Origin of the sequence: Prevotella sp. P2-180, assembly GCF_002251435.1 — a bacterium.
In the GTDB taxonomy this organism is placed as follows: domain Bacteria; phylum Bacteroidota; class Bacteroidia; order Bacteroidales; family Bacteroidaceae; genus Prevotella.
Genome location: NZ_NPJI01000073.1, coordinates 1 through 20,593, shown reverse-complemented (window position 1 = coordinate 20,593; position 20,593 = coordinate 1). Strand labels below are relative to the sequence as shown.

The following is a 20,593-nucleotide window of genomic DNA, read 5'->3' as shown; positions in this document are numbered from 1 at the left end:
ATTGTAATCCTTATTACGTAACTCGCTAATCTTTGGTGTTATAGGTATTTTTTGTAAAGCGTCATCTGAGCGAGGGTATTGCGAAAGTCTAATACCTTGATTTAATGAAAGTTATAATTCGCACAGCATGTTTCTCTAAACAATGTTAAATAATGTGACTGCAGGTTGGAACTATAAAGTTATCAGCACTTTCAACCCTGTATTGACAAGGACAGAATAGTGCTGATATTATTTATATGAAATTTAAATTAAGCCATGATTTGCGATTATTTATCCTTTTTGCCGAACAGCGAGAAGTGTACGTAACGTTTAGGATGAGACTTCAGGTCGATAAGCAGCGAGTCGGCATCCCTCATGGTGTTTGAAAGATTCCAATACAGGTTTGGATCTCTCATTAGCAGTCCGATGGTTCCTTCTTTGTTGTTTAGCGATTCTGTGAGTTCATGAACATTGTCGAGTGTGGCATTTACCTTTGCCATTGTGGCCTGCAGGTCTATCTGGCTGAGATCCGCAGTGAGTGTCTTTGTATTGTCGAGTGTAGCGTCGGCCTTGTCCATCATCGACGGCAGTCGCTTGTTGACGTTTGTCATAAGCGTGTTGAGCTGTCGTGTGGTGACTGTAAGGTCGGACGTGATCTTGTCTACATTGTGTAATGAATTGGCAAGTGCGGGGTCGGCAGTGAGAGCATTCAGGTTTGCCAATATAGAGTCGAGTTTGGGCAGTATCTTCTCTACGGCAGGCAGCATTTGTCCCACCTTTCCCATCAGACCAGCCTCTTGGTTTCCCTTTATGGTGTCGCCTGGAGAAAGTTTTTCACCGGAAAAGGGTGCGAGCACGATGTTGAGTTTCACATTTCCGAGCATGTCGCTCTCTATCTCGGCCTTAGATCCTGATGGAATGTTCATCCTGTTGTCTATGCCAAGCACAGCAACGATATCCTTATTGTCGGCACCATAACCGAACTCGATATCTTTCACCACTCCTATCTTATATCCGTTGGCATAAACTGCACATGCAGGCGCCAGTCCGCTGATATCCTTGAACGAGACGTAATAAGTGTCGTCGTTGGAATAGAGACTAAGTCCTCTCAGGAACTGCAATCCAGCATACAGTACCACTATTCCGACAATAGCCACGAGAGCTATCTGAACTTCTTTTGATATGCGTTTCATCTTATATTATTTTAGTTTCACTTTATTACTTCCCATTATTACTTTTATTCCTTTTGTACTCCCTTATGGCTTCCACCACATCAGTCCTTTCGCCATTTTTGAAGGCTATTATGAATGCTTGGGGGAACTTGTCGAGTATAGTCTTTCTCAAGCGGTATATCTCATTATAATTCTCTGAGCATCCCACAGTATACTTATATGTCTTGCCATCAACATAATAGTCGTAGTCTTCAATACCCTTAAGACGTTTGTCCCCATTACGTATCTTACCTGTAGCGGTAAGAAACTGTATTTTGAATACGGGGGCGCCATCATTCTGCCTTGTGTCGGCAGGAGATTCCTTTTGTTCCTCTTTCCCATTTGTCTCGTCGTCCTGTTGCTTAGGCATTTGCTCTGTATTATCCTTCACCAATTCCTGCGGCGACTGTTGAGGTTCTATCATTCTTTCTCCTATACGGAACGGCACGGTGATGCTCTTGTCAAACTTGTTTCGATAGTCGACGAAAGCCTGGTAGATACCATATCCCAATGCATCGACTCCCTGTTTTGTATTCAGGTACTGCTCTTCCGAGAACGTAGTGATGAATCCCAACTCTATGAGACAGCTTGGCATTGACGTTTCGCGCAGCACGAGGAATCCTGCTTGTCTCACTCCCTTGTTTGCCCTGTCGGCAGAGGCACAGGTTCTCTTCTGTACCATTTTAGCCAGTTCGACGCTTTGAGCCATGTTTTTGTCCTGTAGGAATTCAAACATGATATAACTCTCCGATGAGTTTGGGTCGAAGCCTTCGTATCTCTGCTTGTAGTCTTTTTCATATAGGATTACCGCATTCTCACGCTTAGCCACGTCGAAGTTTTCCTCAGCCCTGTTCATACCAAGGGTGTAAGTTTCCAACCCGCGAGCCTGTTTTCCTTTTGGCAAGGCGTTGGTATGTATGGATACAAACAAGTCAGCCTTGTTTCTGTTGGCAATGTTGGCCCTTTCGTGTAGTGTGACAAACACATCGGTCTTCCTTGTATAAACCACCTTTACATCAGGACAATTTGTCTCAACATATCTGCCAAATGCCAATGCCACATTGAGATTAATGTTTTTCTCCTTAGACATAGCGCCCAAGGCACCTGCGTCGTGGCCGCCATGTCCTGCGTCGATGACGAGAGTGAAGTTGCGGTTGCCATCTGCCATGGCAAGCCTCACCACAAACATCGAAAACAGAAGAATGACTATCTTTCTGCCCATATTCATTGTTTTTGCTTGCAAAAATACCAATTAAATTTTAAAAAACTGAATTTTCAGCCTGAGTTTTATCATTATTTAAGGAACTCCAACATACCTCAACCCCTGCACCAGCACAATCAGCCCCCATTGGAGGGTTGATTTTTGTGAGTTGCAGAGATATGGAGAAGACCTGCGGAAAGCGTTGCCTTATGGTTTTCACCATTCTCCCCGCCACATGTTCCAAGAGCTTTGAGGTCTTGTTCATTTCTTCCTTCAGCAACTCATAGACATCGGCGTAGGACACTGTGTCGTCCACTGAGTCAGTCTCTGCTGCCTTTGAGAAATCAACACCCAGTTTTACAGAAACGACGAAATCCGCCCCTACCGCCTGCTCTTGGGGCATTACCCCATGGCAGGCGTGGAAACGGACGTCGCGTAAGTATATGAAATGTTCTATTCTATCCACATCTGCTGGCTCCACAATTCTTACATATTAAACAGCCTTCCTGATAAACCAATGTTTCCTGTCCACACTGAGGGCATTTCTGTCCCTTTGCCTCAGTTCCGTCTGTAATGTATTTTTTCAAAGCCCTTTCAACACCATTCTTCCATGTGTTGATGCTTTCGCTCTTGAGTTGCAGGGAAGAGACGAGCTTTATGACATGGTCGATAGGCATTCTGTATCGAAGCACACCACTGATGAGCTTTGCATAGTTCCAGTATTCGGGATTGAACTTCTCAGAGAGGCCCTCGACTGTGGTCTTGTAGCCGCGTTTGTTTTCAAACTGGAAGTCGTAGCGGCTCTTTCCTGTCTCGTCGGTCTGCTTGATTATCTTTCCCTTGATAACTGTTTTGGGAAGCACAATGCCTTCCTCGTCGTCCTGCAGACCAGTGAAGATTTCATAAGGATAGCCATTAAGAAGGCCGACGAATGCCACCCACTTCTCCTTGTTGTTCTGGAAACGCACCACATCGCAGTCAAGGACCTGTGGTCTTACTTCTGTCACCTCTGGAGGACTACATGGGCGTCTGTCTGTCTTTTCTTCCTTCTTGTCGTCTTTCTTGTCTTTTTTCGACACTGCAATCATGACTCCGCTGCGGCTGCCATCACGATAGATAGTGCAACCCTTACATCCGGAGCGCCATGCCTCAACATAGAGTTTGTTTACAAGAGCCTCGTCGACATCATTTGGCAGGTTCACCGTGACGCTGATGGAATGGTCGACCCACTTCTGTATAGCACCCTGCATCTTGACTTTCATGAGCCAGTCAACGTCATTGGCTGTAGCTTTATAATAAGGTGAGCGTGCCACAAGAGAGTCAATCTCTTCCTGTGAATATCGTTTTGTGGAGTCGATACCATTAACTTCCATCCATTTCAGGAACTTGTTATGGTAAACGATGTACTCTTCGAAAGAGTCGCCCACTTCGTCTACATAGTCCACATGCACAGCCTCATCGTTAGGATTTACTTTACGGCGACGTTTGTATACAGGCATGAACACAGGCTCTATACCACTGGTGGTTTGTGTCATAAGCGATGTTGTACCTGTAGGAGCGATAGTAAGGCAAGCTATGTTACGGCGTCCATACTTCACCATATCCTCGTAGAGTTCCGGATCAGCCTCCTTTATCCTGTTGATGAAAGGATTGTCCTTTTCCCTGTTTGCATCGAATATTTCAAACGCTCCACGCTCCTTTGCCATGTTCACCGACGAACGATAAGCGTTCAGGGCAAGCGTCTTGTGTACATTTACAGAGAAGTCGGTAGCCTCCTGAGAGCCATAGCGGAGTCCCATTGCGGCAATCATGTCGCCTTCAGCAGTGATGCCAACACCAGTACGACGTCCCATACCGCTCTTTTTCTGTATTTTCTCCCATAGATGTCTTTCAGCACCCTTCACTTCGCAGGTCTGAGGGTCACGTTCGATTTTTTCCATTATCAGCTCAATCTTCTCAAGCTCAAGGTCGACGATATCGTCCATAATACGTTGAGCAGCTGCGACATGCTTCTTAAACAGGTCGTAATCGAAGTAGGCATCCTTGGTGAATGGTTTTACCACGTATGAATAGAGGTTGATGGAAAGCAGGCGGCAGGAATCGTATGGACACAAAGGAATCTCACCGCAAGGATTTGTAGACACGGTGCGGAATCCAAGGTCGGCATAGCAGTCTGGAATGCTCTCCTTTAGTATTGTATCCCAGAACAGCACGCCAGGCTCTGCGCTTTTCCAAGCATTGTGAACAATCTTCTCCCATAGTTCACGTGCCGATATTTCCTTGTCCCACTCAGGGTTTTCACTATAGATAGGGAAGGTCTGGTGATAAGGGCGTCCCTCGATGGCTGCCTTCATGAACTCATCGTCAATTTTCACCGACACATTAGCGCCAGTAACCTTTCCCTCAGTCATTTTTGCATCGATGAAAGCCTCAGAATCCGGATGCTTGATGCTTACCGAGAGCATAAGGGCACCACGTCGTCCGTCTTGTGCCACCTCTCGTGTAGAGTTGCTGTATCTCTCCATAAAAGGCACGAGTCCTGTAGATGTAAGTGCGGAATTGTTTACCGGCGATCCTTTCGGTCTGATATGCGAAAGGTCATGCCCTACTCCACCGCGACGCTTCATGAGCTGCACCTGTTCCTCGTCGATACGCATGATTGCGCCGTATGAGTCAGCATCGCCGTCGAGTCCGATAACGAAGCAATTGCTGAGCGAGGCAATCTGGAAATTGTTGCCAATACCTGTCATAGGACTACCGGCAGGCACAATATACCTGAAGTGGTCGAGCAGTTCGAAAATCTGCTCGGCAGTCATCGGGTTAGGATACTTTTTTTCAATACGCGCAATCTCATTGGCAATACGCCAGTGCATGTCAACCGGCGATTTCTCATAGATATTGCCGTAGCTATCTTTCATCGCATACTTGTTGACCCACACTCTTGCCGCCAATTCATCTCCATTGAAATAATCCAAAGAAGCCTGCAATGCTTCTTCGTGGCTAAAGGTTTTATTAGTTTCCATTTAATGTTATAAGTTTGTGGGCGCAAAGTTACATATAATTTCTGATATAAAAAAATAAATTTGGGAAAACTTTCCGCCATTATTTTTGCAAAAAGTTTTCCCAAACGAATAACTTAATGATAGTCAAACTGTTTTATAGTTTTCAAAAAAAGAGACTTTAAGCAGCCTTTCTCCTTCGCCATCCAAGATAGGCCAAAAGGAGCACTACGGCGAGCAGAATGGCGTATGAGGCATAGGCTATGCGCTCTGTCACGTCGACTGTGGTCGGGAAGAACGACAGCACTATCTCATGTTTGCCTGGAGCAACTTTTATGGCACGCAGTATATAGTCTACGCGTCCCACTTCCACTGGTTGTCCGTCTACTGTGGCAGTCCATCCCGGATAGTAGTTTTCCGCAAACACCACCACTCCGCCTTTCTGTGTCACGACGTCATATTTCAATTGGTTGGGCTCATAGTTTTTTATGGTCACCACGCTTTCTCCTTGCTGCTCAATGCTTTCGCCCAATATTTCCTTGAAGCGTTTGTCTGCCACGGCCTCATGTCTTAGGTCTATCTTACCCACTTGGCCGATTTCTCCGTTTGCATTGTCCACATAGGTCACACGATCCACCACCCATGCATTACCAAAGGCGTATGGATTATGTACGGGAACAGTCTGCCCGCTCTCAAGAGGGAGTATGAAATACTTGGTGTTGAGCATGTTAAGCACAGGGAAGATGCTGTCTCCCGGCACTTTGGTCATGTCGCCCTGAGCCTCTGCTATGGCAGGATAGAGTTTCTGCATCTCAGGTGATATATACTCATCTATCATCTCCTGATATCTGCGCAGCTTTGCAGGATGATAGCCACCTATGCTTTTGAGATAGTAAGAGGTCTCGTTCTCGTTGAATGTGTTGGTGGCGAGATTGAGCACACGGAAGTTGAGGGATTTGTCGTGTAGTATCTGGTCTTCCGTTGATGTCTTTTCTATCGGCATGTCGCGTTGTATCTTCTCAACAAACATTGAGTCGTTAAGATAGCGTTTGTTAACTGCCCACAGGTCAACAAGACACACTACAGCAAGTACAGCCACCATTGGCACGACCTTTAGTTTTCCTGCCTTGTACAGGAACAGGAGCATCACACATCCTAAGATGATGACCAGTGAACGTCTGCAATCTGCCGTGAACATTGCCTCGCGCATCTCTGTGAGATTATGGAGCAAGGGCTGAAGCTGGTCGGCTGGTATCTGGCTCATTGCATGAAGTTCTGACGACGACACATAGTCAAAAACGCCAGGACACAACATAAACAGCAGACATGGTCCAGCGGTGAGGGCAAGGCTCACGTACACATATTTTATTTTATTAGTAAGCAACTGTCTGTCGTCCACTATTTGTTTTAGGGCAAGCATTGCCAATAGTGGAATGGTGAATTCTGCAATGACCAGTATGGATGCCACAGTCCTAAACTTCGAATACATTGGGACATAGTCGAGGAAGAAATTGGTGAAGGGCATGAAATTGCGTCCCCACGACAACAGCACCGACAGCACTGTGGCAGCCAGCAGAGCCCACTTCAGCGGTCCCTTCACAATGAAGAGCGAAAGAATAAAGAGGAACATGACGAAAGCGCCGACATACACAGGACCACTCGTACCAGGTTGTTCACCCCAGTACTGTCCTAATTGCTGATAAATAGGCAGATAGTTGTTGTCAGCATGCTCCATAGCCGTTTCGTTCATCGACAAAGGCACCGAAGCCCCTCCCTTGGCATTAGGGATGAGCAATGTCCATGTTTCATCGATACCATAGCTCCACTGTGTTATATAGTCTCTGTCTAGACCGCTGTTAGTTTGGTTGGCGGCATTTTTCTTCACCAGTTCGCTTTTTCCTCTCATCGACTCTTTGCTGTACTCCCACGTGTGGTATAGGTTTGAGAGGTTGATGCAAATGCCGATAATGGCTCCTACGGCACACACTGCCGTGGCCTTGGCAAAATGAGCAAGACGTTTCTGTCGCAATGCCTCCACGAGATATGCAATAATCATGAAGAAGATGACGAAAAGATAATAATACGTCATCTGCACATGGTTGGCCTGCACCTCAAGAGCTGCAAAAATGGCAGTTACTACAAATCCCAGGAGATATTTTCCTCTATAGGCCAATACCACACCGGCAATCATAGGAGGCAGATATGCCAATGCCATTACCTTCCAGTAATGTCCGGCGGCGATGATTATGAGGAAATAAGTGCTGAAAGCCCAAAGCAGCGAGCCCAAAGCTGCCAAATGCTGCTTGAAGTCAAAAGCTCTCAACAAGATATAGAAGCCAAGCAGATAGGCAAATAGATACCACACATAGTCGGGCAGCCAAAGGTGATAGGCGTTGGCAACCTGGTCAAGCACTTTTCCGCTGTCGTATGCAGGAGCCATCTGATATGTCGGCATTCCTCCAAACAGGGCATTGGTCCAACGTGTAGTCTCACCTGTACGCTGTCGATATTCCGACATTTCCTGTCCCATGCCCTTTCCTGCAGCTGAGTCATGGCGATAAAGAATACGTCCCTCGCTGTCGGCAGGGAAGAAATAGGCGAAAGCCAACAATGCAAAAACCACCACCACCAAAAGGTCTGGCAGATATCTCTTCAGTGAATTCATCTGTTTATATATTTTTTCGTTTCTTTTCTTTTGGCGGCAAAGTTACTAAGAAAAAACGAGAAAATAGGAATGCTTGTTGAAGTTTTATTATAAAAAATGTGTTTTTATCAGATTAATATATTACCTTTGTACGAAAAACTGATATTTAGATATGAAAATAGGCATTATTATTGCGATGGACAAGGAGTTCAGACGCATCAGCGAACTTCTTGACAACAGAAAGACTGAGACAGAAAACGGAAGGTCGTTCACTATAGGAGAGATGGGCCACAACTCCATTTTCATGCACCAATGCGGCATAGGGAAAGTGAACGCTGCTATAGGCACAACTGAAATGATCAGACGATACAAGCCGGAACTGATTATTTCCACTGGATGTGCCGGAGGCGGACAAACCTCGATGGAAGTGCAGGACATGGTGGTAAGCACGGAGATATCATACCACGACGTCTATTGTGGGGAAGCCATCGGAAAGACTGTCTACGGACAAGTTCAGGGCATGCCTGCAAGATACACCTCGCCAAAAGACTTGGTGGAAAAGGCATTGAGGTTGGCTGGAGACGGTTGGCCGAAAATACATGCAGGACTGTTTGTCACAGGCGACTGGTTTGTCGACTCAAAGGAAAAGATGCGTGAAATAATTGCTCTTTTCCCAGAAGCCGTGGCAGTTGACATGGAATCGGCTGCCATAGCGCAGACTTGCTACTCTTTCGGTGTTGACTTCATTTCCTTCCGTGTCATCAGCGACATACCCCTAAAAGACAGCAAGGCATCCCAATATCATAATTTTTGGGACACCATTGCCGATAATTCATTCAATACCACAAAGAAATTCCTGGAAGTTCTGTAAGCCTTTTACAGAACTTCTTAATTGCCTAACAGCGGAATGCGATATCCGACAGAGAATGTTATGACGTTGTTACGCATCTTCTCCACTTCCTTTGATATATTGTTAAGACCCATGTTATACCGCAATGAGAGGATAACATCGTCTGACTCATACGACAGGCCTAATGGAATGCTTACGTCTGCACGCTTGTATGTGTCGGTGGCTGTCTCGCGATGTTCGAGATACCGGTCTTCACCATCCTCAAGAGCCACGACACCACTTTCAGTGTATCGGTAATATTTCAACACCTTATTGGTCTTTGTGTCAAGGTCGCCGATTACATAGTTGAACGACTCCTTTGCTGAAAGGAGATGTCCGAACTGAACGCCTGCGTCAATAGAGAGCCCCTTGAACACATAAAGATGTAACATCAGCGGCACCTGAAGATAGTGAAGGTCTGTAGCCACACGTGAGAAATTGACAAATCTCATCTCGTCGCCACTGGCTTCAGGATTGACATTGATATGAAAGTCCTTGAACTTCGAACCTTGAAGCGAATACTTTGCACCTACAGTTACGCCAAGGAAGTCAGTAGCCATATATTCCAGGTCGACTCCAGCCTCTAAAGCCGGTTTCAGACGCTGGCTCACTTTCTCGATTCTCTGAGAGCCTCCGATCTCAAAATAATCGTTTGACAACTTGGTGAGCGAGAAGCCCACCCTGGGAATCAGTGACAACTGTCCCTGTTCTCCCTGTGCTAGCGTGCCAAGGGAGATGAAAGCCGTAACGGCAGTGATAATTGTACGTAGCTTCATATTCTTAGTGTTATATTCAAATATCAGTTCTTTCCAGCCTTCTTGCGCTCGTTATGGTCGAGTATGATTTTTCTCATACGCATGCTCTTCGGCGTCACTTCCACCAGTTCGTCCTCCTTGATATACTCAAGGGCTTCTTCGAGCGAGAGCACTGTTCGTGGCACAATGCGAGCCTTGTCGTCAGAACCGCTGGCACGTGTGTTGGTGAGCTGCTTTGCCTTGCACACATTTATGACGAGGTCGTTGTCGTGAACATGTTCTCCCACTACCTCACCCATATACACTTCCTCGCCAGGTTCAATAAAGAACTTGCCGCGGTCTTGCAGCTTGTCGATGGCGTAGGCGTATGATGTGCCTGTCTCAAGAGCAATCATCGAGCCTGCCACACGGCGTGTGATGTCGCCCTTATAAGGCTGGTATTCCTTAAACCTGTGGGCCATGATGGCTTCTCCCTGTGATGCTGTGAGCACATTGGTTCTCAAACCGATGATGCCTCTTGAAGGCACGTCAAATTCAATATTCACACGGTCGGCCTGCGACTCCATGGAAGTCATCTCTCCCTTTCGTCTTGTTACCATGTCAATCATTTTCGACGCAAACTCCTCAGGCACGTTTATGGTAAGTTCCTCGATAGGTTCACATTTCGTCCCGTTGAGTTCCTTGTATATTACCTGCGGCTGTCCTACCTGAAGTTCGTAGCCTTCACGCCTCATGGTCTCTATAAGCACAGAGAGGTGAAGCACACCACGTCCGCTAACGACCCACTTGTCGGTAGAGTCTTCAAACTGCGACACCCTCAGCGCGAGATTCTTCTCCAGTTCTTTCTGAAGTCTGTCGTTGATATGTCTTGAAGTGACAAACTTTCCTTCTTTTCCAAAGAAAGGAGAGTCGTTGATAGTGAAGAGCATCGACATGGTTGGCTCGTCGATGGCAATAGGAGGCAATGGCTCTGGGTTTTCAAAGTCACAGATGGTGTCTCCGATTTCAAATTTCTCAAGTCCGATAATGGCGCAGATGTCTCCGCTCTGCACCTCGTCGGTCTTTTTGTGTCCCATGCCCTCGAAGGTATGTAGTTCCTTGATTTTTGTCTTCTCTATCTTTCCATCCCTGTGTGAGATGCTTATGTTCATGCCTTCTTTCAACACGCCCCTGTGTACGCGTCCCACAGCTATTCTTCCTGTATAGCTCGAATAGTCGAGAGAAGTGATGAGCATCTGCGGCGAGCCTTCTATGACTCTCGGAGCAGGTATTACCTCCACTATTTTGTCGAGAAGATATGTTATGTCGGTGGTAGGAGTGCTATAGTCTTCACCCATCCATCCGTTTTTCGCCGACCCGTAAACCACCGGGAAGTCAAGTTGGTCTTCTGTGGCATTGAGTGAGAACATCAGGTCGAACACCATTTCGTACACTTCCTCAGGCCTGCAGTTAGGCTTGTCCACCTTGTTCACCACCACGATAGGCTTCAGTCCTATCTGTAATGCTTTCTGCAGCACGAAGCGCGTCTGTGGCATAGGTCCCTCGAATGCGTCAACGAGCAGCAGGCATCCATCAGCCATGTTGAGCACACGTTCCACTTCACCTCCGAAATCGCTGTGTCCTGGAGTGTCAATAATATTAATCTTTGTTCCTTTCCAGTTGATTGAAACATTTTTTGAGAGGATTGTGATACCGCGTTCACGTTCCAAATCGTTGCTATCCAATACTTGTCCGCTTAGGTCCTGTCCCTCGCGAAACAGATTGCCCGCCAACATCATTTTGTCGACAAGGGTTGTCTTTCCGTGGTCGACGTGGGCAATAATTGCTATATTTCTGATATCTTTCATTTTTCTTCTGACTTGCAATTAATAATAATCCCGCAAGCCGAATGGTCTGCGGGATTACTGTTTTTTTCGGCTTCCTCTTACTTGCGGAGGCCAAGAGCCTTAACAATTGCACGATAGCGTGTAACATCACGGTCGTAGAGGTAGTTCAGAAGCGCACGACGCTTACCTACCAGCTGTGTAAGAGCTCTTGCTGTAGTATAATCTTTACGGTTCTTCTTAAGATGTTCCGTCAAGTGGGAAATACGGTATGAGAACAATGCTATCTGGCTCTCAGCAGAACCAGTATCAGTGTTAGACTTTCCGTACTGTCCAAAGATCTCTTGTTTTTTTGCCTGATCTAAATACATAGATTTAATTAATTAATGATTATGATATATACTTTTTGCAAATGCGGGTGCAAAGGTACAAAGAAAAATGAATATTTAAGAATGATATGCAAACATTTTTATTTTCACCCTGTCATTTTAACATTATTTATCGATTATCTCGTTTAATGGCTTCATCACAAAGTCGCGTTGGTGCATCAGTGGATGTGGGATGACAAGGTCGGGATCGTTGATTTCCATATCGTCGTAGAGAAGTATATCGATGTCGATGATGCGGTCTTTATAAGTTCCGTCAACCGACTTTGTTGTCCTTCCCATCTGCCGTTCTATGTCCTTTGTTTTTTCCAGCACTTCGTGTGGCGACAATATGGTGACACATTTCACTGCAGCATTAACAAACATGTTGTCTGACTGGAATCCCCATGGTTCTGTTATGTGGAGAGCCGACTGGCACTCCACGTGTCCAATCAGCTCTTCAATTTTTTCCACTGCCATTGCAATGTTCTGTTGTTTGTCGCCGAGGTTTGACCCCAGTCCGAGATATAGCGTGTGTTGCATCAGTCGTCGAGAATAAGCATTGCGTCGCCATAGCATCCGAACTTGAACCCATGCTTCAAGGCGGTGTGATAAGCTTCCATCACGAGGTCGTAGCCTCCGAAGGCAGCTGTTGCCATGAGCATAGTCGACTCTGGGTGATAGAAGTTTACTATCATGCTGTTTGCCAAGCCATAGTCATAAGGCGGGAATATGAATTTGTTTGTCCATCCCTCATATTCCTTCAGTTGTCCGTCTGTGCTCACAGCTGTCTCTGTAGCTCTTGCCGTTGTTATTCCCACCACACACACCCTGTGGCCTTCAGCCTTGGCATTGTTTACGATATCGCAAGCCTCACGCCCGATGACGATCTGTTCCGAATTCATCTTGTGCTTTGTAAGGTCTTCAACTTCAATGGGTTCAAAGCTGCCAAGGCCGCAATGTGCAGTAATGAAAGCCTTATGGATGCCTCTTATTTCCATTATTTTCATCACCTCACGACTGAAATGCAGTCCTGAAGTGGGTGCTGTTACAGCCCCTTCGTTTTTAGCGTATATGGTCTGGAAGTTCTCCATGTCGTCGGCAGTAGCCTCGCGTCTGTCTATGATGTATCTTGGCAGTGGAGCCTCTCCCAGTCCGAACAGTTCTGCCTTAAACTCGTCATGAGGACAGTCGTAGAGGAAGCGCAAGGTTCGTCCACGGCTTGTTGTATTGTCTATTACTTCGGCCACCATAGGTCCGTCGTCCTCGAAAAATAGCTTATTGCCTATTCTTATCTTTCTTGCCGGTTCCACGAGCACGTCCCAAAGTCTCTGTTCTTCGTTAAGTTCACGAAGCAGGAAGACCTCAATCTTTGCATCTGTTTTTTCTTTCGTTCCGTAAAGTCGTGCTGGAAACACCTTTGTATCGTTAAACACGAATACGTCTCCTTCGTCGAAATAGTTTACCACGTCACGGAAAGTCATATACACAGGATGCTCGTCAACCACCTTTCCACGCTCGTCTCTTACCTTTTCAATGATTTCATCTCCATCACTGTCCACCTTGTATAAGTCAATTTTCTGGCTTTTCCGATGTATGACCATCAATCGGCACTCGTCGCGGTGGTATATTTTTTCCACCACGTTGTCATCGTCGTCCTTAAACTCAATGCAAGGAGGTTCTAAAGCGACTTGGCTTTCAGGCAGTCTGAATTTGAATTGTGACAGTTTCATATAGATTTGTAATTTTTGTTATCAAGTTTAACGGCTGTTTCTATGTCTTGTTGTTCTAGCCATTGTGGAAAATCGTCGAGTGTTATGCAGTCTTCTATTCTGACATCTCCCAGCCTTGTCCTACACAATGCTGTAAGATACGCCCCACTGCCAAGTGCCTCTCCTATGTCGCGCGCCAGGGCCCTTATGTAAGTTCCTTTTCCGCAAACCACCCTAATGCTCATCTGCATTGTCTCTGGATCGAAGGAAGTCATTTCCAGGTGGTCTATCTGCAGTGTCTTCGGCTTTAGTTCCACTTCAGCCCCTTTTCTCATTAGCTTGTAGGCTCTGTGTCCGTCCACCTTGCATGCCGAGTAAGCTGGCGGCACCTGTTGGATTTCTCCGATGAATCGAGGAAGGGTCTGCTCTATCAGTTCCCTTGTGATATGCTCCGTGGGGAATGTTGCGTTCACCTCATGCTCCATGTCATAGCTTGCAGTAGTGGCTCCCAGCTGCAGTGTGGCTGTATATTCCTTGGTGTGATATTGCAGCCGCTCTATCTCCTTTGTCTTGCGGCCTGTGCATAATATCAGCACTCCGGTGGCCAATGGGTCGAGTGTGCCGGCATGTCCTGTTTTCACTCTTTTCACCCCTACTTTTTGTGATATGAGGTAGCGCACGCGTGCCAATGCCCCGAAGCTCGACATGCGATATGGTTTGTTTAGATATAAAATTTCTCCTTCTACGAAGTTCATCCTATATTACAAAAAATGTACTGTTGTTTAACTGAGTATCAAGGTTAGCACACCAGCTATGGCGCAATAGATGCCGAAATAGATGAGTTTTCCTTTCTTCACGATATTAATCATCCATTTACATGCTATGCAACCCGATACGAAGGCGGCAATGAATCCTATTGCCAGCGGCATCATGTCAATGCCTCCAAAGGCCTCCTCGCCCTTGAGTCCCTTCACTACGTCGAGCAGTGCTTCACCCAATATGGGCGGAATGACCATGAGGAACGAGAACTGTGCCAACGATTCCTTTTTATTTCCCAGCAACAGTCCTGTGGCTATTGTGCTTCCCGAGCGCGATAGTCCGGGCATTACGGCACATGCTTGGGCAAGTCCGATGATGAATGCGTCACGAAGACTGATATTCTCCTTTTTCCGTGGTTTGGCTATATAGGAGAATGTTAGAAGAGCGGCTGTGAGGAGCAACATACATCCCACAATCACCAATCCCGAACCGAACACTTCTTCAACATAATCCTTAAAGAACACACCTACGATGCCAACAGGTATCATGGAAACCACGATGTTCAACACATATTTTGTCTCGGCATTCATTTCGCATTTGAAAAGCCCTCTGAAAATCCAGTCTATTTCCTTCCAAAGTATTACGAGAGTGCTCAAGACTGTGGCAACATGCACAGCCACGGTAAAGGCGAGGTTTTCTTCTCCTTCTATGCCAAAGAGGTACGACCCGATGGCGAGGTGTCCGCTGCTACTTACAGGCAGATACTCTGTAAGTCCCTGGACCAATCCCAATATTAACGCTTCTATCCAATCCATATTATTTTGGTTTTCTTATTACCGCATAAATCATCGACACAAACCCCACGAGGCAGACGACAGGTGCGAGTTTTATTCTTCTTGCACTGAAGATGTCTGGGTCATAGGACGATTCTGTAGAGCCAGAACCACTCATGAGAATAAAGCCCAGAATTACTATTGCCATGCCAATGGCAAGCAATATGTAGTTCATACGGTCAAAAGCAAAATTTTTCTTATCCATTATATTATTTTGAGTTTTATATTTTATATAGCTCCCCCGCGGTCATCTTCAGGTAGCGGTTGACGGAGAAATAGGAGCATAAGGCTGTGATTACCAATCCGAAGAACACCACCGACGCACCTACGACAGCAAGGTCAATCCAGGTTATCACGTTCATCACTCCTGGTTCAAACGTAGCAAGCCAATACACTCCTCCTCCCAAAGCTCCACATGCCATCATGGCGGCTATCAGTCCCACCACCATCATGTTGCGGACAAACGGGCGCCTTATGAAGCCCCATGACGCTCCTACGAGTTTCATCGTGTGGATGCTGAAGCGCCGTGAGTATATGCTCAGCCTTACGGTATTGTTAATCAGCGAGAACGACACACACGAGAGCAATACAGCGAGCACAAGCAGTATGATGTTTATCTTCTGTATATTACTGTTCACCTTGTTCATCAGGTCTTCCTGGTATGCCACATCGCTCACCATTGGTATCTTTTTCAGTTCCTTTCCTATCCTTCCAAGAGAGTCGCGGTTTACGTAGTCGGCCTTCAGACGCACTTCAAGCGTGGCAGTAAAGGGGTTAAACCCAAGAAACTCCGACGGGTCTGAGCCCATGGCCTCCGATTGTTCCTTTTGAGCTTGTTCCTTGCTGATATAGTCGATGTTGCGCGAGTAAGGACGCTTGCGCAAGGTGGTGCATAGCTTACGTGCATCCTTGTCTGTAATGTTATCGCGTAACATCACTGTGACAGTAAGGTTTTCTTTTACGTATTCTGAGAGATTACGCGCAAGAAGCACAGAGAACACCACCAAGCCTAAAAGTACGAGCACCATGGTTGTACTGATGCAGAGCGTCAACACCTGCATGCCATGTCGTCTGTGAGCTATTTTACGTCTTTTTGCCATTCGTTTTATGATGTAATACACCTAATTTATTAAAAATCCGTGCAAAGTTAATGGAAAAAAAAGATATTGCAAAACAATTTATGTTTTTTTTGTTACCTTTGCAAAAAAATTAGAGGCTACATCGGAAATGTAGCTTGTTTTTTTATGTTCAACAATAATAAATCGATAATTAGAATGAGTACTGTTATTTATCCTTCACCTATATTCGGTCCGATACACAGCAGGCGTCTTGGCATCTCACTGGGCATAAACCTTCTGCCTGCCGATGGAAAAGTGTGTTCTTTCGACTGCATATACTGCGAATGCGGTTTTAATGCCGATCACAGGCCAAAACAAAAGATGCCTACTAGGGAGGAAGTGGCTACTGCATTGGAAAAAAAACTCGTGGAAATGCACAACGACGATGTTCATCCCGACGTGCTCACCTTTGCCGGCAATGGCGAACCTACATCCCACCCTCACTTTGCTGAAATCATAGACGATACCATACGGCTCAGAAACAAATATTGTCCGGATGCCAAGGTGTCGGTGCTCAGCAACGCCACTTTCTGCGGAAGAAAAAGCGTACACAACGCACTTATGAGAGTGGACAACAATATTCTCAAGCTCGACACCATCGACCCTATATATATAAATAAGGTGGACAGACCTACAGGCCACTACAATGTGGAAGAGGTGATAGAACACCTGAAAGCCTTTAACGGACATGTCATCATCCAGACTATGTTTATGAAAGGAGACATCAACGGCTTTAATGTCGACAACACCGGCGACCTATATGTCGCTCCATGGCTCGAAGCCGTGAAGAGAATAAAGCCAATGGAAGTGATGGTATACACCATCGACCGCGAGACTCCCGCCCACGGTCTTCTCAAAGCCACCCACGAAGAGCTCGACTCCATTCGCGACAAGGTTACGGCAGCTGGCATTCCATGCACCGCATCATACTAAAAAAGAGAAATGAGGACTTGACGTAAGGACACAAAAAAAGCCAGTTGACAAGCTACAAAGTGTCTCACGACAGTTTGGGCGTTCAACTGGCCAAAACATACATTATCCTATGTTGAAAAATTAATCATATAAAATCGAGTGCAAAGGTAATGGTTTTTCTATAAACCTCCAAATTTTATTGGATTTTTTTCCATATAACCTACATTATTTAATGATTTTAAACACAAAACCCCATCATAGCTTCTCAGTTACGATGGGGATATACCTATGGTACCCACTCCGGCTGCAGCGAGATAGAGGGCGACAGGAGCGCCAAGACCACCTGCGCCGATTATGAGAACTTTACCTTGGCGTATTTTCTCCTGCCCCTCAACACCCACGTCTTTCAAAAGTATATCATACTTTACATACCACAAATATGGTATTTCAAACCTTATATTATATAATAATGTGTAAATAATCAGGGTAATAATTTGGATAATTAAAACCTTTGCAGTAATTTTGCACAAAAATACAACAAACAAAAGATAATAGAAACATAAATGAAGAAACAAACACAGGCAATTCATAGTCGCTTCCAAACCAAAGACGCTTACGGCTCGCTTGCCATGCCCGTATATCACACTGCGGCATACGAGTTCGACAACGCCACTGAAATGGCTGATGCCTTTTGCGGAAAGACTGACGCCCCCGACTACTCTAGAGTGACCAACCCTACCGTTACATATTTCGAAAATAAAGTAAAGGCCATGTGCAACGCTCATGGGGTAATAGCAGTAAGCTCTGGCATGGCGGCCATCAGCAACACCCTGATATGCCTCACTGCTGCCGGGAAAAACATCGTCACCTCACGACACCTCTTTGGCAACACCTACTCCCTCATAGCTGGCACTATGATGAGGTTTGGAGTAAAGCCTCATTTGACCGACCTCACTAACCTGAAGGAGGTGGAGAATGCCATAGACAATGACACCGCATGCATTTTCATGGAAATCATTACCAACCCTCAAATGGAGGTGGCGGACATAGCTGCCCTGGCTGAGATTGCCCATAAAAAGGGAATACCTCTCGTGGCTGACACTACTATGATTCCTTTCACACAGTTCGACGCCCATAGCTTAGGCGTCGACATCGAGGTGGTGTCGTCTACAAAATATCTCTCCGGAGGGGCTACATCAATAGGCGGGCTCGTTATCGACTACGGAACGACTCCTAACTTCACCGACCGCATGAGAAAGGAACTTCTCATGAACCTCGGGGCTTATATGACTCCTCACGTGGCCTATATGCAGAATCTCGGACTCGAGACGCTCGACGCACGCTATCGGGTGCAGGCTGACAACGCTCTACGGGTGGCACAAGCCTTAAAAGATGTTGAACAAATTAAAAGGGTCAACTACATCGGACTGGAAGACAACCCGTTCTACGAACTCTCACGCCGACAGTTTGGCAAAACATCGGGTGCCATGCTCACCATCGACCTGGATAGCCAGGAGGCTTGCTTCGACTTCATCAACCGCCTGCAAGTAGTGAGACGCGCCACAAACCTCTTCGACAACAAGACGCTCGCCATTCATCCCGCCAGCACCATCTTCGGCAACTTCACCCCTCGGCAAAGACAGAAAATGGACGTGCTCGACACTACCATACGACTCTCCATAGGGCTGGAGGATGCAGAGGATATTATTGAGGATATCGTAAGGAGTGTGGAGGGTTAATCTGGGAAGTCATAACTCCCCCAAAATATCCCCATTCGAAACATTAATTTTTAATTCTTTATGTACAATTTCGACAAAATAATAGACCGCACTGGCAGCGACGACCTCAAACACGGCGTGCTGCAGGAGCGATACGGCGATGCTAACCTTTTGCCGTTATGGGTTGCCGACATGGATTTCGAGACTCCACAGTTTATAACCGACGCACTGCGCCGACGCCTCGACCACTCTCTCTTCGGCTATACCATGATGCCAAAGGGCTATTGGCAGCAGGTGGCTGGATGGATTGCCGACCACCACGCATGGAACGTGAAAGAAGAGTGGATGACATTCATCCCTGGCATAGTAAAAGGTATTGGAATGGCTATCAACGTCTTCGTAAAGCCTGACGAGAAGGTCATCATCCAGCCGCCGGTCTATCATCCCTTCCGCCTCACACCGCTCGGCAACCGCCGCGAAGTGGTCTACAACCCGCTGAAAGAGATTGACGGCACATACACCATGGATTTCGACCAGTTGGAACAGATAGCCGACGAGAAATGCCGCATGCTCATTCTCTCTAATCCCCACAACCCCGCAGGCATCTGCTGGGACAAGCAGACGCTGCAACGCCTTGCACACATCTGCCACCAACGTGGCATCATCGTCATAAGCGACGAGATACATTGCGACATGGCTATCTTCGGCAACCGTCACACGCCATTTGCCTCCGTCAGCGAGGAAGCGGCACAGTGCAGCATCACCTTCGGCGCTCCGTCGAAGACGTTCAACATTGCAGGCATCGTTAGCTCCTACTCCATCATTCCAAACGACGAAACCCGCCACCTATTCTATTCTTGGCTTGAGGCAAACGAACTCAATGAGCCTACCATCTTCTCGCCCATTGCCACCATGGCGGCGTTCACACCCGAAGGCGAGGCATGGCGCAAGGAGATGCTCGCCTATATAGAGGGTAACATCGACTTCGTCATCGACTACTGCGCAAAGCATCTGCCGAAAATAAAACCGTGGCGGCCACAGGCTTCATTCCTTGTTTGGCTCGACTGCCGCGACCTCGGTCTCAACCACAGCCTGCTCAACGACCTGTTTGTGAATAAAGCCCGCCTCGCCCTTAACGACGGCGAGATGTTCGGCAAAGGCGGCGAAGGCTTCATGCGACTCAACATCGCCACCCCTCGTGCCATACTGCAAGATGCGCTCGAAAGGCTCAGTAAGGCAGTTCAACTTTCGTAAGCAAATGAAATTGAATGACAACGTAAAGAAATGGCATATCACCTATCACAGCAGCCGCCATACAACAGCCACCCTCGCCATCACGGCAGGAGCCGACATCTCCGCTGTGAAGGAAATGCTGGGTCATGGCAGCGTGACCTCGACGGATATCATTCTTTTGTTATCTCTTCAATTAGGGGTTTAACTTCGTCCTGAGTAAGACCTGTTGCTACAGCAATAATATCCACAGATGCGCCGGAAGCCAACAACCTACGGATAGTGGCTTTCTTTTCTTTAGCCTCTCCTTTAGCTTCTCCTTTCTCCTCCGCCGTGTCAAGCGAGTTCTTGAGGTCGCGATAGGTCTTGAGGCTGTCCTCGTATTCCTTCAGTTCGACTGGAGTGAACTTGGCTATCTCAGCCACCTGAAACAGACGGTCGAATA

Annotated in this window: 19 protein-coding genes and 2 pseudogenes; 5 read left to right on the top strand and 16 right to left on the bottom strand. The window is 46.6% G+C overall.

The window, feature by feature from the left end; genetic code table 11:
• Positions 1-266: 266 nt before the first annotated feature.
• The 5 genes from CIK98_RS10490 to CIK98_RS10470 all read right to left on the bottom strand — a co-directional run bounded on the left by CIK98_RS10490 (position 267) and on the right by CIK98_RS10470 (position 8,055).
• The gene (locus CIK98_RS10490) at positions 267-1,172 is read right to left on the bottom strand and encodes an MlaD family protein (RefSeq protein ID WP_094384188.1); all 906 of its coding nucleotides are present in this window, start codon (positions 1,170-1,172) and stop codon (positions 267-269) included.
• A gap of 25 nt (positions 1,173-1,197) precedes the next feature.
• Positions 1,198-2,412 (bottom strand): N-acetylmuramoyl-L-alanine amidase, encoded by a 1,215-nt coding sequence (locus tag CIK98_RS10485; protein WP_094384187.1) that lies wholly within the window; start codon positions 2,410-2,412, stop codon positions 1,198-1,200.
• Between the two features lie 37 nt (positions 2,413-2,449).
• Positions 2,450-2,857 carry a dihydroneopterin aldolase gene (folB, locus tag CIK98_RS10480; protein WP_094384186.1) on the bottom strand — a complete coding sequence of 136 codons (408 nt, stop codon included), beginning with the start codon at positions 2,855-2,857 and terminating at the stop codon, positions 2,450-2,452.
• Positions 2,850-5,414, bottom strand: a complete 2,565-nt coding sequence (locus tag CIK98_RS10475) for an adenosylcobalamin-dependent ribonucleoside-diphosphate reductase (RefSeq protein WP_094384185.1) — start codon at positions 5,412-5,414, stop codon at positions 2,850-2,852. The genes folB and CIK98_RS10475 overlap by 8 nt, the downstream gene beginning before the upstream one ends.
• Positions 5,415-5,571: 157 nt before the next feature.
• Positions 5,572-8,055 carry a YfhO family protein gene (locus CIK98_RS10470; RefSeq protein ID WP_094384184.1) on the bottom strand — a complete coding sequence of 828 codons (2,484 nt, stop codon included), beginning with the start codon at positions 8,053-8,055 and terminating at the stop codon, positions 5,572-5,574.
• A 151-nt stretch (positions 8,056-8,206) separates the two neighbouring features.
• On the opposite strand from CIK98_RS10470, the gene CIK98_RS10465 reads away from it, so the two are divergent.
• A complete protein-coding gene (locus CIK98_RS10465) occupies positions 8,207-8,905 on the top strand; it encodes a 5'-methylthioadenosine/adenosylhomocysteine nucleosidase (protein WP_094384183.1) in 699 nt (232 codons plus the stop codon).
• Between the two features lie 17 nt (positions 8,906-8,922).
• On the opposite strand, the gene CIK98_RS10460 is transcribed toward CIK98_RS10465, so the two are convergent.
• The 9 genes from CIK98_RS10460 to CIK98_RS10420 form a co-directional block, all read right to left on the bottom strand.
• Complete coding sequence (locus tag CIK98_RS10460; protein ID WP_094384182.1) at positions 8,923-9,699, bottom strand: porin family protein; 777 nt, start codon at positions 9,697-9,699, stop codon at positions 8,923-8,925.
• Positions 9,700-9,722: 23 nt separating this feature from the next.
• Complete coding sequence (typA, locus tag CIK98_RS10455) at positions 9,723-11,525, bottom strand: translational GTPase TypA (RefSeq protein ID WP_094384181.1); 1,803 nt, start codon at positions 11,523-11,525, stop codon at positions 9,723-9,725.
• Between the two features lie 77 nt (positions 11,526-11,602).
• On the bottom strand, positions 11,603-11,872 hold the full coding sequence (rpsO, locus tag CIK98_RS10450) for a 30S ribosomal protein S15 (protein WP_094384180.1): 270 nt from the start codon (positions 11,870-11,872) through the stop codon (positions 11,603-11,605).
• Between the two features lie 123 nt (positions 11,873-11,995).
• Entirely contained in the window at positions 11,996-12,409 is a 414-nt protein-coding gene (gene folK, locus CIK98_RS10445; RefSeq protein ID WP_253249699.1) for a 2-amino-4-hydroxy-6-hydroxymethyldihydropteridine diphosphokinase, read from the bottom strand.
• Positions 12,409-13,599 (bottom strand): tRNA preQ1(34) S-adenosylmethionine ribosyltransferase-isomerase QueA, encoded by a 1,191-nt coding sequence (gene queA / locus CIK98_RS10440; RefSeq protein WP_094384178.1) that lies wholly within the window; start codon positions 13,597-13,599, stop codon positions 12,409-12,411. Before queA ends, folK begins: the two co-directional genes overlap by 1 nt.
• Complete coding sequence (truB, locus tag CIK98_RS10435; protein WP_094384177.1) at positions 13,596-14,333, bottom strand: tRNA pseudouridine(55) synthase TruB; 738 nt, start codon at positions 14,331-14,333, stop codon at positions 13,596-13,598. Before truB ends, queA begins: the two co-directional genes overlap by 4 nt.
• Before the next feature lie 27 nt (positions 14,334-14,360).
• The gene (locus CIK98_RS10430) at positions 14,361-15,152 is read right to left on the bottom strand and encodes an undecaprenyl-diphosphate phosphatase (RefSeq protein WP_094384176.1); all 792 of its coding nucleotides are present in this window, start codon (positions 15,150-15,152) and stop codon (positions 14,361-14,363) included.
• A 1-nt stretch (position 15,153) separates the two neighbouring features.
• Entirely contained in the window at positions 15,154-15,375 is a 222-nt protein-coding gene (locus CIK98_RS10425) for a DUF3098 domain-containing protein (RefSeq protein ID WP_094384175.1), read from the bottom strand.
• A 16-nt stretch (positions 15,376-15,391) separates the two neighbouring features.
• A complete protein-coding gene (locus CIK98_RS10420; RefSeq protein WP_094384230.1) occupies positions 15,392-16,270 on the bottom strand; it encodes an ABC transporter permease in 879 nt (292 codons plus the stop codon).
• 174 nt (positions 16,271-16,444) lie between these two features.
• On the opposite strand from CIK98_RS10420, the gene CIK98_RS10415 reads away from it, so the two are divergent.
• Positions 16,445-17,221, top strand: coding sequence for a radical SAM protein (locus CIK98_RS10415; protein WP_094384174.1), 777 nt, complete (start codon positions 16,445-16,447; stop codon positions 17,219-17,221).
• A 260-nt stretch (positions 17,222-17,481) separates the two neighbouring features.
• Here the strand turns inward: CIK98_RS10415 and CIK98_RS18730 are convergent.
• Positions 17,482-17,658 (bottom strand): annotated as a pseudogene (locus tag CIK98_RS18730) (ThiF family adenylyltransferase); the annotation flags it as partial.
• Positions 17,659-17,763: 105 nt separating this feature from the next.
• Here CIK98_RS18730 and CIK98_RS10405 point away from each other — a divergent pair.
• From CIK98_RS10405 to CIK98_RS10395, 3 genes are read left to right on the top strand one after another with little or no spacing between them, the layout of a single operon-like run.
• Positions 17,764-18,939, top strand: a complete 1,176-nt coding sequence (locus CIK98_RS10405; protein ID WP_094384173.1) for a PLP-dependent aspartate aminotransferase family protein — start codon at positions 17,764-17,766, stop codon at positions 18,937-18,939.
• A gap of 60 nt (positions 18,940-18,999) precedes the next feature.
• Positions 19,000-20,172 (top strand): MalY/PatB family protein, encoded by a 1,173-nt coding sequence (locus CIK98_RS10400; protein ID WP_094384172.1) that lies wholly within the window; start codon positions 19,000-19,002, stop codon positions 20,170-20,172.
• Between the two features lie 4 nt (positions 20,173-20,176).
• Positions 20,177-20,356, top strand: coding sequence for a tyrosine-type recombinase/integrase (locus CIK98_RS10395; protein ID WP_253249698.1), 180 nt, complete (start codon positions 20,177-20,179; stop codon positions 20,354-20,356).
• On the opposite strand, the pseudogene CIK98_RS18190 reads toward CIK98_RS10395, so the two are convergent.
• Positions 20,322-20,593: pseudogene (locus CIK98_RS18190) on the bottom strand (hypothetical protein); the annotation flags it as partial. The gene CIK98_RS10395 and the pseudogene CIK98_RS18190 overlap by 35 nt on opposite strands.

Excerpts from the sequence above, each read along its gene's own strand:
- CIK98_RS10425 (WP_094384175.1), bottom strand. The coding sequence starts at position 15,375 with ATGGATAAGAAAAATTTTGCTTTTGACCGTATGAACTACATATTGCTT.
- CIK98_RS10460 (WP_094384182.1), bottom strand. The coding sequence starts at position 9,699 with ATGAAGCTACGTACAATTATCACTGCCGTTACGGCTTTCATCTCCCTT.
- rpsO (WP_094384180.1), bottom strand. The coding sequence starts at position 11,872 with ATGTATTTAGATCAGGCAAAAAAACAAGAGATCTTTGGACAGTACGGA.
- CIK98_RS10475 (WP_094384185.1), bottom strand. The coding sequence starts at position 5,414 with ATGGAAACTAATAAAACCTTTAGCCACGAAGAAGCATTGCAGGCTTCT.
- CIK98_RS10420 (WP_094384230.1), bottom strand. The coding sequence starts at position 16,270 with ATGGCAAAAAGACGTAAAATAGCTCACAGACGACATGGCATGCAGGTG.
- CIK98_RS10405 (WP_094384173.1), top strand. The coding sequence starts at position 17,764 with ATGAAGAAACAAACACAGGCAATTCATAGTCGCTTCCAAACCAAAGAC.
- queA (WP_094384178.1), bottom strand. The coding sequence starts at position 13,599 with ATGAAACTGTCACAATTCAAATTCAGACTGCCTGAAAGCCAAGTCGCT.
- CIK98_RS10400 (WP_094384172.1), top strand. The coding sequence starts at position 19,000 with ATGTACAATTTCGACAAAATAATAGACCGCACTGGCAGCGACGACCTC.
- CIK98_RS10465 (WP_094384183.1), top strand. The coding sequence starts at position 8,207 with ATGAAAATAGGCATTATTATTGCGATGGACAAGGAGTTCAGACGCATC.
- CIK98_RS10470 (WP_094384184.1), bottom strand. The coding sequence starts at position 8,055 with ATGAATTCACTGAAGAGATATCTGCCAGACCTTTTGGTGGTGGTGGTT.
- folK (WP_253249699.1), bottom strand. The coding sequence starts at position 12,409 with ATGCAACACACGCTATATCTCGGACTGGGGTCAAACCTCGGCGACAAA.
- CIK98_RS10430 (WP_094384176.1), bottom strand. The coding sequence starts at position 15,152 with ATGGATTGGATAGAAGCGTTAATATTGGGATTGGTCCAGGGACTTACA.
- CIK98_RS10485 (WP_094384187.1), bottom strand. The coding sequence starts at position 2,412 with ATGGGCAGAAAGATAGTCATTCTTCTGTTTTCGATGTTTGTGGTGAGG.
- CIK98_RS10490 (WP_094384188.1), bottom strand. The coding sequence starts at position 1,172 with ATGAAACGCATATCAAAAGAAGTTCAGATAGCTCTCGTGGCTATTGTC.
- truB (WP_094384177.1), bottom strand. The coding sequence starts at position 14,333 with ATGAACTTCGTAGAAGGAGAAATTTTATATCTAAACAAACCATATCGC.
- CIK98_RS10415 (WP_094384174.1), top strand. The coding sequence starts at position 16,445 with ATGAGTACTGTTATTTATCCTTCACCTATATTCGGTCCGATACACAGC.
- CIK98_RS10395 (WP_253249698.1), top strand. The coding sequence starts at position 20,177 with ATGAAATTGAATGACAACGTAAAGAAATGGCATATCACCTATCACAGC.
- typA (WP_094384181.1), bottom strand. The coding sequence starts at position 11,525 with ATGAAAGATATCAGAAATATAGCAATTATTGCCCACGTCGACCACGGA.